This is a genomic window from Fluviicola sp. (genome assembly GCF_030151805.1).
Lineage (GTDB): Bacteria > Bacteroidota > Bacteroidia > Flavobacteriales_D > Crocinitomicaceae > Fluviicola.
This window is the reverse complement of record NZ_JASLCN010000062.1, coordinates 18,769-33,670: the sequence shown is the minus strand read 5'-3', so window position 1 is coordinate 33,670 and position 14,902 is coordinate 18,769. Positions and strand designations below refer to the sequence as shown.

The 14,902-nt window shown below is 40.7% G+C and carries 12 protein-coding genes; 4 read left to right on the top strand and 8 right to left on the bottom strand.

Going from position 1 to position 14,902, the window contains the following annotated elements; genetic code table 11:
- Window positions 1-1,416: ABC-F family ATP-binding cassette domain-containing protein (locus Q1V93_RS02485; RefSeq protein WP_300660961.1), on the bottom strand; the 1,416-nt coding region annotated here is incomplete at its 3' end.
- Window positions 1,417-1,542: 126 nt separating this feature from the next.
- Between Q1V93_RS02485 and Q1V93_RS02480 the strand changes: the two genes are divergently transcribed.
- Window positions 1,543-1,899 carry a four helix bundle protein gene (locus tag Q1V93_RS02480; protein WP_300660959.1) on the top strand — a complete coding sequence of 119 codons (357 nt, stop codon included), beginning with the start codon at window positions 1,543-1,545 and terminating at the stop codon, window positions 1,897-1,899.
- Window positions 1,900-1,939: 40 nt separating this feature from the next.
- On the opposite strand, the gene Q1V93_RS02475 is transcribed toward Q1V93_RS02480, so the two are convergent.
- Window positions 1,940-2,407 carry a DUF4293 domain-containing protein gene (locus Q1V93_RS02475; protein WP_300660956.1) on the bottom strand — a complete coding sequence of 156 codons (468 nt, stop codon included), beginning with the start codon at window positions 2,405-2,407 and terminating at the stop codon, window positions 1,940-1,942.
- 170 nt (window positions 2,408-2,577) lie between these two features.
- Here Q1V93_RS02475 and Q1V93_RS02470 point away from each other — a divergent pair, with 170 nt between their 5' ends.
- Entirely contained in the window at window positions 2,578-3,483 is a 906-nt protein-coding gene (locus Q1V93_RS02470; protein ID WP_300660954.1) for a T9SS type A sorting domain-containing protein, read from the top strand.
- 77 nt (window positions 3,484-3,560) lie between these two features.
- On the top strand, window positions 3,561-4,178 hold the full coding sequence (locus tag Q1V93_RS02465) for a hypothetical protein (protein ID WP_300660952.1): 618 nt from the start codon (window positions 3,561-3,563) through the stop codon (window positions 4,176-4,178).
- Window positions 4,179-4,417: 239 nt separating this feature from the next.
- Here Q1V93_RS02465 and Q1V93_RS02460 read toward each other — a convergent pair whose 3' ends face one another.
- From Q1V93_RS02460 to aroC, 6 genes are all read right to left on the bottom strand, one after another.
- Window positions 4,418-5,557 (bottom strand): hypothetical protein, encoded by a 1,140-nt coding sequence (locus Q1V93_RS02460; RefSeq protein WP_300660950.1) that lies wholly within the window; start codon window positions 5,555-5,557, stop codon window positions 4,418-4,420.
- Window positions 5,558-5,674: 117 nt separating this feature from the next.
- Window positions 5,675-6,298, bottom strand: coding sequence for a response regulator transcription factor (locus Q1V93_RS02455; RefSeq protein WP_300660948.1), 624 nt, complete (start codon window positions 6,296-6,298; stop codon window positions 5,675-5,677).
- 189 nt (window positions 6,299-6,487) lie between these two features.
- Window positions 6,488-9,526 carry a sensor histidine kinase gene (locus Q1V93_RS02450; RefSeq protein ID WP_300660946.1) on the bottom strand — a complete coding sequence of 1,013 codons (3,039 nt, stop codon included), beginning with the start codon at window positions 9,524-9,526 and terminating at the stop codon, window positions 6,488-6,490.
- A 283-nt stretch (window positions 9,527-9,809) separates the two neighbouring features.
- Window positions 9,810-11,084 carry an NAD(P)/FAD-dependent oxidoreductase gene (locus tag Q1V93_RS02445; protein ID WP_300660944.1) on the bottom strand — a complete coding sequence of 425 codons (1,275 nt, stop codon included), beginning with the start codon at window positions 11,082-11,084 and terminating at the stop codon, window positions 9,810-9,812.
- A gap of 113 nt (window positions 11,085-11,197) precedes the next feature.
- Complete coding sequence (locus Q1V93_RS02440) at window positions 11,198-12,997, bottom strand: hypothetical protein (RefSeq protein ID WP_300660942.1); 1,800 nt, start codon at window positions 12,995-12,997, stop codon at window positions 11,198-11,200.
- Between the two features lie 2 nt (window positions 12,998-12,999).
- The gene (aroC, locus tag Q1V93_RS02435) at window positions 13,000-14,067 is read right to left on the bottom strand and encodes a chorismate synthase (protein ID WP_300660940.1); all 1,068 of its coding nucleotides are present in this window, start codon (window positions 14,065-14,067) and stop codon (window positions 13,000-13,002) included.
- A 250-nt stretch (window positions 14,068-14,317) separates the two neighbouring features.
- On the opposite strand from aroC, the gene Q1V93_RS02430 reads away from it, so the two are divergent.
- Window positions 14,318-14,863, top strand: a complete 546-nt coding sequence (locus Q1V93_RS02430; protein ID WP_300660938.1) for a hypothetical protein — start codon at window positions 14,318-14,320, stop codon at window positions 14,861-14,863.
- Window positions 14,864-14,902 lie beyond the last annotated feature (39 nt).

The window sequence follows — 14,902 nt, the reverse complement described above, 5'->3', positions numbered from 1 at the left end:
CAGAACACTGATTACAAAAATGTCCAGGTCATTGGTTGGCTCATCCAGGATCAGGAAATTGGGATTCGACATCAAAACCGTCATCAGTTTCAAACGTCTTTTTTCACCTCCGCTCAGCTTGTGAACGAAATTGTAGTGCATGTGACGCGGAAACAGGAACTTCTCCAGAAACTGTGCTGCGGAAAGTTGTCTTCCTTTTTCCAAAGGAATAAATTCAGCAATATCACGGATCACATCAATGACCTTTTTGTCTTCGTCTACTTTGATCAATTCCTGGCTGTAATAACCGAAAACAACCGTTTCACCTGTGACTACTTTTCCTTTATCCACTTCTTCTCTTCCCTGAATCACATTCAGAAAGGTGGATTTTCCGGTTCCGTTGTTTCCTACAATTCCCAAACGCTCTTTTCGCTGGAAATTATACGAGAAATTATCCAGGATTACCTTACTTCCGTAAGCTTTCCCGATTTTATGCAATTCCAGGATTTTAGAGCCCAAACGCTCCATTTTTACCGGAATGTCGATTTCATCATCGTCAATTCGCTGACTCGCCACTTTTTTAACATCCTGAAAGCTATCTACACGGGCTTTTTGCTTCGTGCCACGGGCTTTTGGCTGACGACGAATCCAGTCCAATTCTTTCTTGAACGTATTTCTCGCTTTGTCGATTGTGGATTGTAATTGCTCCTGGCGTTCTGCTTTTTTCTCCAGGTAATAGGAGAAATTTCCTTTGTATTTGTAGATCGTTTTGTCTTCCAATTCGTAGATCGTATCACAGACAACCTCCAGGAAATAACGGTCGTGGGTTACCATCAGGATCGTGGATTTCGATTTGGAGAGGTATTCTTCCAGCCATTCGATCATATCCAGATCCAAATGGTTCGTAGGCTCATCCAAAATCAGGAAATCAGCTTCCGCAACCAAAACCTGCGCCAAAGCCACCCGTTTCTTCTGTCCCCCGGAAAGACTTCCGACCAACAAACTCGTGTCGTCCAGCTTCAAAACGGAAAGAATCTGATTCACCTTCACTTCCATATCCCAGGCATTCAGCTCGGTCAATTCTTCGTAACAAGCATGGATCGCTTCTTCATTTCCTTCACGCAAAGCCTGATTGTATTTTTTCACAATCTGCAATTCCGGCAAGTCGTGAGAAAAAACAGCTTCCAGAATCGTGTGAGACTCATCCAGCGTTTCCGTTTGCTGCATAAATGCCACACGAAGATCATTTCTGTAAACAACTCTCCCTGAGTCAATCTGCTCCAGATTCATCAGACAGCGCAGCAAAGTCGTTTTCCCGTTTCCGTTTTTTGCCACGATGGCAACCTTGTCTCCCTGGTCAATCCCGAAAGTAACATCTGAAAAAATTACTCGGTCACCAAAGGATTTGGTCAGGTTTTCAACGGAAAGGAAATTCATATTGCTTGTTGTTTTAAGGGTGCAAAGATAGTACTATAATTCCGAATGCTGAATGCCGAGTTCCGAATTAGGGATATTATAAATTATTGGATAATTTTTTCTAACTTAAGAAGAAACACTATTCATATGACTGAAAATATTATTCAAAAAAAGAGTTTCGAATTTGCTGTCCAGATTGTAGAAACTTATAAGTATTTGGTAAATGAGAAAAGAGAATTCGTTCTTTCGAAACAACTTTTACGTTCAGGAACTTCAATAGGAGCAAATGTATCCGAAGCAGCAAGAGGACAATCCAAAAAGGATTTTGTCTATAAACTCCAAATCTCCAGAAAAGAGGCAAATGAAACATTATACTGGTTAAATCTGCTTCAGGCTACCAACTTCATTCAATTAGAAAGCTCTGAAAAACTCATGAAGCAATGTGATGAATTATTGAGAATCCTAACAGCAATTATTAAAACCACTGAAACCAAATTGGGTTAGTCCATAAATCAATTCGGCATTCGTAATTCGGAACTCGTAATTATCTCAACCTGTTCAAAGAATCAATCGTCTTCTTATCCTTTCTCACTCCCCTGATTCCAAGGAATACAAAAATAAATGCCACTGCATGCAAATAGAAAGGAATACCAAATGACAAATTAGTTAACTGCTCATCACAAGCTGTACATTGCCATGATTCTGCATATGCTCCCAAAACAATCCATATAGAACTCAGAATGTTCAGTAATAACAAAATCCAGCCCAGGAAAATCTGACGATGACGCATTTTAAAGGAAAAAATGATCATCAATGCAAAAATGATCTGAATTAAGGAAAGCATCCAAAAATCTACATTTTTACCATCTGATCCTGAACCTCTAAAAAGAGTATATGCCGTTGAATGTATGTATCCTCCTTGTGCAAAGGAAAATAAATCCATTCCGAACAATGTTACCGACACCAATAAAGCCGCAATTAAAAAATAAACTGTCTGAATTCGTTGAATCATGTTTCAAAAATTTGTCTTCAAAGATATCATTTTAGAAAGTATTCGCTCTGTAATCAAGGCATTTTAATCAATGAAAATCCAAGCTTCAAATTATTTTATCTTGGATTATGGAAAAATGATTTAGCTTGTATCTATACTGTCAACGAAGTAATAACCAAATGCTTTAATTTATGAAACACGTTGGAATTCAACAAGCTTGTTCTGAAGACTGGAGCAAGATGACCCCCACAGAAAAAGGCGCTTTTTGTCAGCAATGTGCCAAACAGGTACATGATTTTACGAATAAATCAAATTACGAAATCAAGCGCACCTTACTGGAAATGAAAAACCAGCCGATCTGCATGCGAATGACTGTCGGGCAGGAAATAACGCTGAATGCTGAGTTCGAAGCCTGGAAACAGCAGAACAAAAACAATTTTCAACACCTATTCATCGCGGCTTTAATCATTGTTTTCGGGTTGACCTTATTCAGCTGTGAAGATGAAAAAGACCGCAAGAAAATCAACGATACGCAGGTTGCCCTGGCCAGAATCATCGAAGAACCCAAAGAGGAAAAAACTCCGGAAGAGAAATCCATTTTTGTTCCACCTCCAACTTTACCTCTTGAAATTGTAAATGCAGATCCTGTTTTGGAAACCGATATAGTGGTTCAACCGGAAAAAAATGTGAAAGAGCCCGGAAGCGTCACCTTAATAGATTATACTATAATGGGTGGAGGATATTCATCAAGGGATTTTAGTACTTACCTGGCAGAAATTATCCCAGGAGAAATTAACTCAGGAGAAATCGAGCTGGATGAAAACGGTACTCCTTTCCCGACCGAATACAAAGCAATTGCTTTTCCGAATCCTACGGTCGAGAATACCACCCTGGAAGTGCAATTTCCTCAAAAGGGACAAGCCGAAATCAATTTGTATGATATGAGCGGAAAATTGATCTATCCTGTTTATTCCGGCGAAGTTCCACGCGGGACATTCAGAACTCCTATTGAGTTGTTTGATCTGAATCCGGGAGTTTACCTGGCAATTATTCAATCTGCAGAGTTTAAAGAAACTGTCCGAATCTTAAAGAACTAACTGTAAATCAGTTGCTTTTATTTTTTGATCATTTTTTTTTGCTAAATTAGCGTATCAACTCAGCAAAATCAATGGTCATGAAAACCGGGCTTCTACTGATTACCTGTGCTTTATTTTTTACTGTTTCCTGTAAAAAGAAGAAAACAGAAACGGATAATACACCGAAAACGACTTATTCGCTAAAACATTCCGGATTTGTTGATTCGCAAACCTTTTCTCTGGATTCTAACAACATCTCTTCTCAATTGATTCAAACATCTGAGTGGCATGATTGGAATTTCAAGAATTACAGCATACGAACCTGGCTGAAAGGACCTTATCTGAATGACAGTGTTTATCCGGGCATGGAAAGGTTGTCATTGGATTTTTCCTTTGTTTTCGAATATCCGGTTCAGGAACTGGATTTGGGATGCAGTTGTCCACCTCCTTTAACCGCTGCTTTACTCGCAGCTAAAATCAATGACGCTTCGCAATGGAATGATGCAAGTGAATCCAAAGAAGTCATTATTACAGCCTGGGAGAATCAAAGTGCCGGAGGAACGTTTGGAATTGTAAACCCACAGATCAGTGCCCAGGCAATCGGAAATGCAATCCGGATAAACGGAACGATTGATTCATTGAGAGTTGGAATTTTTTCACAGCCGCGCTACCTCACAAATCTTCATTTCGATTACACCATTCCAATTTATCCCTGAATAAAAAACGGCCAGACCCTTGACAGTCTGACCGCTTTCGCTTTGTGCGGGTATTTCCGGGTCATTAGTGTGCGTGCTGCAACAACTTTCGCGCCTGAAACATATGCGCTGGTTTTGTAATTTCAAAAACCTTCCCACCCACTCAGGAGATCCGGTGCTACCATCACCGTTGGTGTCTCCTTCATACACACCTACTTTGCATGATGTGTAATCTATTGCATCTTTTCTGAAATGATTCGTTAGTGTAAACTGTAAAAGACATTGGTTGTATACCAACCATCATTAAATCCCTGATTCACTCCGGTCCAGTCACCGGCTGCCGGCACAGATGCACTACCGTCACCGTTGGTATCTCCTCCATGTGCATCGTCTCTGATGGAAGTGAACACTGCAGAAGGATGAATATTAAAATTGCTTGCACTCCCTCCTGAAACTTCTCCTCCTGAACTGAATTTTAGAATAACATTCGCACCTACAACAAACAATTCGCTGCCAGTTGAACTCAGGTAATTGTTTCCTCCGACATTCAAGACATAAGGCACTTCCGTTTCACTATAAACAACCGTGGTGTTTCTCATTCCCGAACCATATACAGCAATACCATTATATTTATTCGTTTGGCTTGTGTTATCCGGATTGTGATAACTATTATTTGCATCCAGGGCGTAATAACCGCTTATAAGAATCGGGATCGCGTTATCATAAAAAATATTGTTGGTAACAACACTCACAGCAGGATCTTTCATTTGTGCTCCGTCAAAAGCAGCCGTGCTATAGCTTGTACCACCATAGGTATGCGCAAACGTACAATAGTCAAAAGTAAAGTCGTGAATGTTACCGGTACCTGTATCTGCTTTTACAACACGGCCACCGCCTTCTCCGCCTCCATACAGAAACTTGCAATATCTGAAAAGCGAACCATGCTGGTCACCACGCATATTTACGTAGCCCCAATCTCCCTTAGCCGGAGTCGAAGCAGTTCCGTCACCATTACTGTCTCCGCAATAGTTGTCGTCTTTGTAAGACGTAAAAATAATTGGATTGTTTTCAGTAGCATTCGCGGTTACTTTTGCATAAACTTGTAATCCTGTAACACTTTTAAATTTCACGATCACACCGGCCTCAATCACTAATGGTGCATCAATATCAATCCATTGCGTTATCACATATACATTGCCGGCAGTCCAGGTTGTAGGACTTGAAATAGTACTGCTTACCTCGATTACATTACAGCTCGTAGTTACTGGTGGTTGTGTTCCTCCGGGAGGTTGTGGTTCCGGATTTTTCTTTTTACAAGATGCCAAAGCTACCATTGCAGCAAGTGACAAATAGGCAAAGTGGTTCAAACATCTTTCCGCTACACGATTATTTCTCTTCATAGTTGTTTATTTTCAACAAACTTACGCTAAGGAAAAAAGTGTGTCAATCAACCGTTTGGATCATTCGAATTGAAAAGTGAAAATGTAAAAGTGAAAAGTAATGAATTCCGTAAAAGGTCAGGATTTACCGTACAGCTTGTTCACTGCCTCAGTTTTGTTCTGCACCTGTAGTTTTTCGTAGATGTGATTCAGATGGCGTTTTACGGTGCTTAAGGTAATGTCGAGGCGGTCTGCAATTTCCTTGTACAAATAGCCTTTGCTCAGTAATTCGAGGACTTCCCGTTCCCTGTTTGAGAGCAGTTGAATCACCGGATTTTCTTTGGTCATATTGAATGATTGCAGCACTTTTCGTGCAATTTTCGGCGACATCGGGCTTCCACCTTCATGTAGTTCTACAATGGCTTCCACGATTTTTTCAGGTGTCGTATTCTTGAGAATGTAACCGGTTGCGCCTGATTTCAGGGCTTCAAAAACCTGGTCATTGTCTTCGTAAATGGTAAACATCATGAATTGAATCTTCGGGTCTTTATTCTTCAGTTCGAAAACGCATTCTATTCCGTTTTTCCCTGGAAGATTGATATCCGTGACAACTACATCCGGTTTCAGACCTGGAATTTGCTCAATAGCTGCTTCCGCCGTATCAAAAGAGCCGATCCATTTCAGGCGTTCGTCACTTTCGATTACAGCGCGCAATCCGTTCTGAATGTCCACAATGTCTTCTATGATGCAAATCCCAATCATTTGTATTTGTTCGAAGGGTTAAAAATAGTTCATTAGTCCAACAAATTTTTGATTCAATACTTTATCGAACATCTTTGAACCTTTTGAACATTTTCTATTCAATTATATCAAAATAAAATCTATTTCAAAACTGTCTTTTACAAATTAAGTCGTTTACGTTATTTCAAACAATGAACCTAACGGTTGATGTTACGAAAGCGGAAATTCAAACTCCAGTTTCAATCCGGGAGCTGCGTTTGACAATTCCATGCGCCCGTTTAGTTGCTGCGTTCGCTTTTGCATGGTTTTCATCCCATTCCGGAATTTTTTATCGCTTTCTTCCCCGTTCAATCCCTTTCCGAAGTCTCTGATCTGAATCCGGAGTGTTTCCTTTGCTTCAATCCTGATTTCAACCTTTCCTGTCTGAGCGTGTTTTACAATGTTGTGAAGCGCTTCCTTGAAAATCAGAAAAATATGCCGTCTTGTTTCTCCTGAAATAATGGAATCTGTTTCCACCTCATCCAAATCAATCTGAACGTCAATTTGATTCGTTTCGAGGTATTCCATGGCGTAATATCTTAAATATGCTAGCAAATCGGTCAGTGTATCGTTTTCCATCTTCATGGCCCAGATCAATTCACTCATGTTTTCCACCAGCTCCAATGAGGCTGCATTGATTCGTTCCAGTTCCTGCTGATTATCTTGTTTTCTAAGCGCTTCTTTACTCAGATAGGAAATGCGGGTTAATCCGCTTCCCAGGTCGTCGTGCATGTCATAAGCAATCCGATCGCGTTCGTTTTGTACAGCACGCTGCTTTTCCAAAACTGCCCGCTGTTTTTCTATTTTTCCAAGGAAATACATCCGTGTTACGAAAAATATCAATCCGGAACTTGCGATAAAAACGAGGATTTTAAACCACCAGCTGCGATACCAGGGAGTTTGGACTGTAAAGTGAAGTGGTTCTTTTAAGTAAATCCAGTTTTTTGTTCCCTGAATTTTTGCCCGGAGATGAAAACGATACGTTCCAGATGGCAGGGAAGGAAAATTAACGCTTGAATTCGTTCCAAGTGAAACCCAATAATTGGAAGCTCCTTCCAGCCAATAACTATATTCAACCCGGCTTTTACCTGACGAATTAATAGATGAAAAACTCAATTGAATCGTATTCTGATTCGGGGAAAACGAATATTTCAGATCGTTGCCCAAAAGTTGTTTTTTGTTGGACACCCAAAACTCGTCGATAAAAACTTCAAGATGTTGTTTTTCAACTTTCAGTAATTGATCCGGGTAAAATCGCAGCAAATAATTATCTGAAGCAATCCAAATCATTCCTGTTTGCTCATCAAAATAGGATGTTTGATCGAAGCGTTCAACCGGAAAGCCGTTCCCTACTCCAAAAGATTGAATTTTTTTCAAATCTGTACTTAAACAAGCCAGGCCTTTTTCTGTTCCAACCCACAAGCGTCCGCGATTATCAAAGAGCAGGTTGTAAATGAAATTGGACGGAATCCCCTGTTTTTTCCCGAAAAAGAGCATTTTTTTCGAAGAAACGTCATAACGGGCTAACCCGCCACCGTCAAAACCAATCCAGACATTTCCTTTCTTGTCTGTCGTGATACACAACACAACGCTTTGGTGCTGAAACTTTAAGATGTGTTCGAAATTCAATTCTTCAAAGCGATCCTCCGCCTTGATCCAATGTGTCAAAGTCTGTGTTTTATTACTGGAAAACCAGATATCTCCGTTGGGAGTTTCCGAATAATGAGTAAAGTAGGAACCCGAAAATGTTTTTTTTGCCCGTGAGAAATGTGCCGCCTTTTTCGATTTCGGATTTATCCTCACCAATCCTCCCCCCTGGTTTCCACTAAACCACCAATCTCCGGAACTGTGACGAAATCCGAAAACAACGAGCTCGGATTCTTTGAAGTAATCTTTCAGAAACGTCAATTCTGTGACGCGGTCAGATGGAAGATCAACTTGTTTCAATACAATTCCTTTTCCACCATGGATCAACTTATTCCCATCTTTAAAAACAAACCACGATTCCTTGAGTTTATCCGGATGAAATGCTTCAAATTCTTTATTGCGTTCATTTATTTTAAACACTTCGGCAAAATACTTCGGGGCGAGTATTTCCTCTTTTGAAATCCGGCACAGATTCATCATTGGTTTATCCGAACTAATGGGCAGGTTCCAATAATCAATCAGAGTCGAGTTTTTATTCAGCAAACTAACTCCTTTCAAGCTCGTGATCCACAAATTCTGATAGCGATCCTGAAAGAAATTCGTAATATGATTCGCTCCCAATGAAAAAGGGATATCGGGATGATTTTCATACAAAATGGTTTTGCGGGATAGGATATTCATATGACAAATACCGCGATCTCCACCAATCCAAACCATATCCGGATTGGTTTTGTCGGCAATCATACAATTGGGTAATCCGGGCATTTTGCTTTCAGAAACCTGTGCTCCCCAGGAAAAAATGACTTTCCCGGAATAATCCAATTGGAACAATCCTTTGAAGTAATTGAGAAAATAAATCCATTGATGAGTTGTATCTACATGAAGTAGTCCGTACCCGGAATTGAAAAGTCCGTCGACCGGTAATTCTGTTTCAAAAGTCTTGAATTGTTTTGTTGTGAGGTCGAATAAAAAGTATTCTTTGGCAGAAACGATCAGCCATTTGGACGCGCTCAGCATTTTCAAATGAAGTCCAACGCTTTTAACCTTCAACGGTGGTGCAACGGCTTCCACAACTTCCAGCTGATTATTCAGAATGAAAACCGTATCAAACGAAGGCACTATGATTTTGTTTTGGTCAATGCGGATAAAATCCAGTGCTGGCCGGTTTTTCAAAGAGCGAACAGGTGTCAAATCCTGGGAAATGCAATTCAGAATGAACGCTTTTGCATTCCCCAAAGTTACGATCAAACGATTCGGGGAAATTTCCGAAAATACTTTTGAATTGTCAAGCAATTGTTTTTCACCCAGCATTTCACTCGGGTAATAGGATTTAAAATTCCTGCCGTCGAAGCGATTAATTCCTTCCTGAGTCGCAATCCAATAAAATCCACGGCTATCCTGGGTGATTCCGGTACAAACGGATTCGCACAATCCATCTTTGACGGTGTAATTGACAAATTGCCCCGTATTCGGTTGTGCCCAAATAGCTGCGCAACTGAACAAGTATAAAAACAGAATGTAATTTTTAAACAGCAAACCGTAGCCTTGATTGAATTTGATCAAAACTACGGTTTTAATTTTTTATTTGTATTCCGGAATTTAGATGATTCTGTTTTCAACGCTGCAAGATATCAGCAACCCTTACCAGTCGCGACAATTATTCATAAGATCGTTAAACATCGCTCTATCCGGTAAACACTGAATTGTCCATGGATCTTCAGTCTGTTTTTCGATCTGTAGCAAACTTCTAGCTACTGAGTTTTCAACATTTCGATCCTTTCAAAGAAATTCTTTCGTCTCAATATCGGAAAAACCCAATTTCCCAATATTGGTAAGAGACTGATAATCAGTTATTTCGCCTCATCACATCCCGATCTGCCTCGTCTCTCAAAATCAATCTCAGGGAAGTGTCTCCGGTAATGTATCGCCATGCCCAATTGAAGAAAACGGCAATTTTATTCCGGACACTCAAAATCAGCATTAAATGCAGGGCCATCCAAACCATCCAGGCAAAATACCCCTGGAATTTAAAATTCGGCAGTTCAACTACGGCTTTGTGTTTTCCAACCGTTGCCATTGTTCCTTTGTCCTTGTATTCAAATGGACTGGGTGCTTTTCCGGACCAAAGAGCGCGAAAGTTCATTGCCAGAACACGCCCCTGGTTAATGGCTACATTTGCCAACTGTGGATGCCCTTGAGGATATTTCTCAGTTTCCATGTAGGAAATATCTCCAATAGCATAAATGTTGCTGTAACCTTTCACCAACGAATGTCTGTCAACGGTGTATCGTCCTCTCACCAATTCTGCTTTCTCCAACCCCTCCAGTAAGTTTCCCTGAACTCCGGCTGCCCAAATCACGGTTTGCGTCGGGATAATTTCTCCGGTTTTCAATTCCAGTTTGTGACCGTCATACCCGGAAACAACTGTTGAAGTACGGACTTCCACTCCCATTTTTTCCAAATACCTGCGTGACCATATGCGTGACTTTTCACTCATCGCATTCAGCGTATTCGGGCTCCCTTCCAATAAAATAATCTTCAGCTTCGAAAAATCATAATTCGGATAATCCTTCGGAAGAACTTTGGTTTTCATTTCTACAAACGCACCTGAAAGTTCCACTCCGGTAGGTCCTGCACCAACAATCACCAGATTCATCAACTCTTCCTCTTCCTGCTTGTTGTCTACGAACATGATTTTTTCAAACTTCGTCAGGATCGTATTCCGGATATGAATCGTTTGCTGTGTTGATTTCATCGCCATCGTATGCTTTTCCAGATCCGGGTTTCCGAAGAAATTCGTTCTGCAGCCTGTCGCAATGACCAGTTCGTCGTAGCTGATATCTCCCATCGATGTTTCGATCAGATTATCCTCTGTTCGAATACGCTCTACGGTCGCATATCTGAATTCAACGTTCTTTCTGCGCCTGAAGATTGCTCGAAAGGGAAATGAAATACTTGAAGGCTCGAGGCGTGCGCTTGCTACCTGATAAAACAGCGGTTGAAACATGTGGTGATTTTGTTTATCCACCAGAATTATTTCACAATCAGCCTTCGCCAATTTACGGGCGAGATTCAATCCCGCAAAGCCACCACCTATGATGACTATTTTCTTACGTTTCATGCCCATGAATTTAGGCATTTTCCATGGTAATTCATTCAAAAAAATAACAGAAAATGTATAAAAATTTTAAAAATTTAAACACCTGATTTTTCATTCATTTGGAACAAACCGAACTATTTAAACTTGTAGAACTGCAGTTCGAAATTTTTGATCTTTGCAGAGTTCGGGTCAAAGTAAAAATCAACATTCACAAAATCGAAAGAATTCCATTCAACCAACGGATCGAAATCTATTTCAATCCGTTCCCATTGTTTGATTTCGTTCAGCCTTGCTCCCAGATTCACCACTGTTCTCCCCACCATGCTGTCGTTTTTAAAGCAATAGAAAATAACTGTCGGAACGGAAGATTTTTCATACAAATACATTTCCCCCGTCAGCTTTGCTCCCATCCGGTAAGCATTCAAGCCCGGATTAATCGTCAATGAGTCGCGAAAATTCGGTTTCGGCCACTGACCTTCCCGGAAATCAAAAACCACTTCTTTTTTCATGTCAACACCACCCAACTGAACCGGACGAAGCGGTCCGACCGGAATAATCTTTTCCGGAAGACTGTCTATCCGGCTGTAATACATAAAATTCAGACGGTTATCCGTTTTCAGGAATACATGTTTCCATTTCGGATAATTCATCTCATCAAAGTGAATGATACACTGCTGGAACTGAATTTCGTAAACCTGGTAAACATAACAGGAAGCAACCACAAAAAGACAGATGATTGCTTTATAAAGTGATTTGGAATAATGAAGTAAAAATGCAATCGGCACAGCCAAAACACTGTAGAAATCTACAATCGAACGATACCCCAATGAACCGCCGTAACTCCAGAACCACCAGGAAGACAAGATGTAAACTGCTACGACAAAAAACAGAAAGAACCCGTAAAACAAACGTCGGTTTTTGAAAAAGAGCACGATAAATCCGGGAATGATCAGCAGTAAGAATGGTGCATAAATGAAAATTCCTTTCCGGAAGCCAAACAAAGTAGACCAAAAGTACGGATCGGTAATATTGCTGAATCCTTCATTGCTGTAACCGTTAAACTGAACCTTTCCGAATTGCTGATAACTCGAATATACCTGAATGGATACCGGGATCAAAAACACAGTAAACGCGGCAATCAGTTGTGTTGTTTTACTCAGAAACAGTTGTTTGAACCGTTCCCAAAATGTCTTCGTATCCGGGAACAAAAACGGAACAAGGAGCAAAAACATTCCGTTGGTTGGCCGGATAATCATACTGAGCCCGAACAAAAAAGCGAAGAACAACAAGTGTTTCAACCTGTTTTCGTCAATCCAGAGCAGCAAGGAATAAAACATCCAACTGACTATTGAGAAGGAGAAAATATGCGCGTAAGGCACATCCCGGTAGGAATAAAAACAGAGGTTTGTCCCGATTGCAAATCCGAGGATTGTGATGTAAATGGCGAAATACGAGATCCGGAATCTTTTCAGAATCTGAAAAAGTCCCCACAATCCCAAAACGGAATAGCAAATAATCCCGACGCAGAGCCAAAACAAGTAAGGCCAGCTATAGCCATCCTGAATTTCACCGATCGAGCTGGCATGAATATGTCCGATGGCAAAAAAAGGAGTCAGACAAACAGCCGATCCGCTGAAGTATTTATCTATTCGTCTTCCGTCCGGTAAATAATCAATATTTGCTGTAAATCCGGCATACGGATAACGTACCTGGATCGTGTCGATAAATTCGAAATTCGACGAATGGTAAATGTACCAACGTGGTAAAAAGGCGTAATAACCGGCCCCGTCGGAAAGGATTGGAATGGCTTTATCTTCGTCAAAATGACTCCAGCCATACCTGTGATCTGATTTTGTTCCGAACAAAACGGTGATGGAAAGAAAAAGCAATCCAATCATCCATTTTTTCTGAAGAATCCGTTCCAATGCCGCCATACTTATTGATATGCTTCCTGAATGAGCAAATAATCCAAAATGACCAGTGCCGCCATTGCTTCCACGATCGGAACGGCTCTTGGAACAACACACGGATCGTGTCTTCCCTTTCCTTTTATTTCTGTGGCTTCAAAGGATTCATTGATGGTTTCCTGGGGTTGCATAATCGTTGCAACCGGTTTGAAAGCCACTCTGAAATCAATCGGCATTCCATTGGAAATTCCACCCTGAATTCCACCGGAGTAATTTGTTTTTGTACGTCCGTCAGTTGTAAACAAATCATTGTGTTCCGAACCTTTCATGGAAATGGAACCGAATCCGGAGCCAATCTCAAAACCCTTCACAGCATTGATGGATAGCATTGCTTTTCCCAACTCAGCATGCAGTTTATCGAAAACTGGTTCTCCCAACCCAACCCGAACGCCGGAAATAACACATCTTACCGCTCCACCGATCGTATCTCCTTCTTTCCTGACTTCTTTGATCAACTCTTCCATTTTCAGGGCCAGATCTGCAGAAGGCACACGCACAATATTCGATTCACTGACTTCTTTTAATTCGCTTTTCCATTCACCTTCCCATTTCAGCATTCCGACCTGGTCTACAAATGCATCAATGCGAATTCCTTTTGTCTGCAGAATCTGTTTGGCAATCGAACCGGCAACAACCCGTGAAACAGTTTCTCTTGCGGATGAACGACCACCGCCTCTGTGATCCCTGATCCCGTATTTTTGCTGATATGTAAAATCTGCATGAGACGGGCGAAATGCCTGTTGCATCTCATCGTAATCTCTCGATTTTTGATCTTCATTTTCGATTAGAAATCCAATCGGAGTTCCGAGTGTTTTTCCTTCAAAAACTCCGGATAAGATCTGCAGCTGATCCGGTTCTTTTCGTTGTGTAACGATTGCAGACTGTCCGGGTCTTCTTCGATTCAAGTCTTTTTGAACTTCATTGAGATCCAGGGGAAAACCGGCCGGAATTCCTTCTAAAATTCCACCGATGGCTTTTCCATGTGATTCTCCAAAAGTGGTCAATCGAACCAAATTACCAAAACTTGAACCTGCCATATCTCTTTACATCAATGATTCTGTCAAAAATACTCAAATCAGGGACATAGATTCGCGATTTTATTATGCCATTTTGAAAAATTCAAATTCAAATTGAAATATATTTTCATTTTGAAACAATTGCTTTTCACTTGTCAAACAAGATTACAACCTTTTATATTTCAAGTATCTAAGCTCTGGTTGCTTTCTTTAAAAAACTGTTTGGCAAGACAATTGAATCAACGTTCATACAAACACAAATTTTTGAATTATGAGAATATCAAGCTATTACCGGATTTACATTTTGATGGTTTGTTTTTCGTTCGGCGTTGCAGGATTTGTGAATGCAAAACAGGATCAGCGACCTTACACCCTGCAAAAACAAGCTCTAAAGAAAAACAAGTACTATTATTATCCCAGACAGAATGTGTATTTTGATCCGGTTCAACACGTCTATTTCGTTTGGGAAAAAACACACTGGAAAAGTGTAACACATTTGCCCGAAAGGTATGTTTCAGTCACCCATTCGGATTCTCCGAGATTTGCTCTCTGGATCACTTCGACGCATCCTTATTATTACAATGCGGAGCACCGAAAAACATATTATGAATACCGGATCGCCAAACCGGCAACTGTTCCGAAGGTTCGTATAGAAAGCAAACCGAAGTCAAATGTGAGTTTTCATCTGGAGATTAATCCGCCGCATCCTGTTTACGTGGAAGAACATTATGTAGTGGTTCGTGATCCGACGGTGCATCACCACCATCACGGAAGTGGGCATGGACACGGAAAACACAAAGGTCACGGTCATCATTAGACATCATGAAGTCCTAAAAGCAAAAAAGCGATTCGTAGT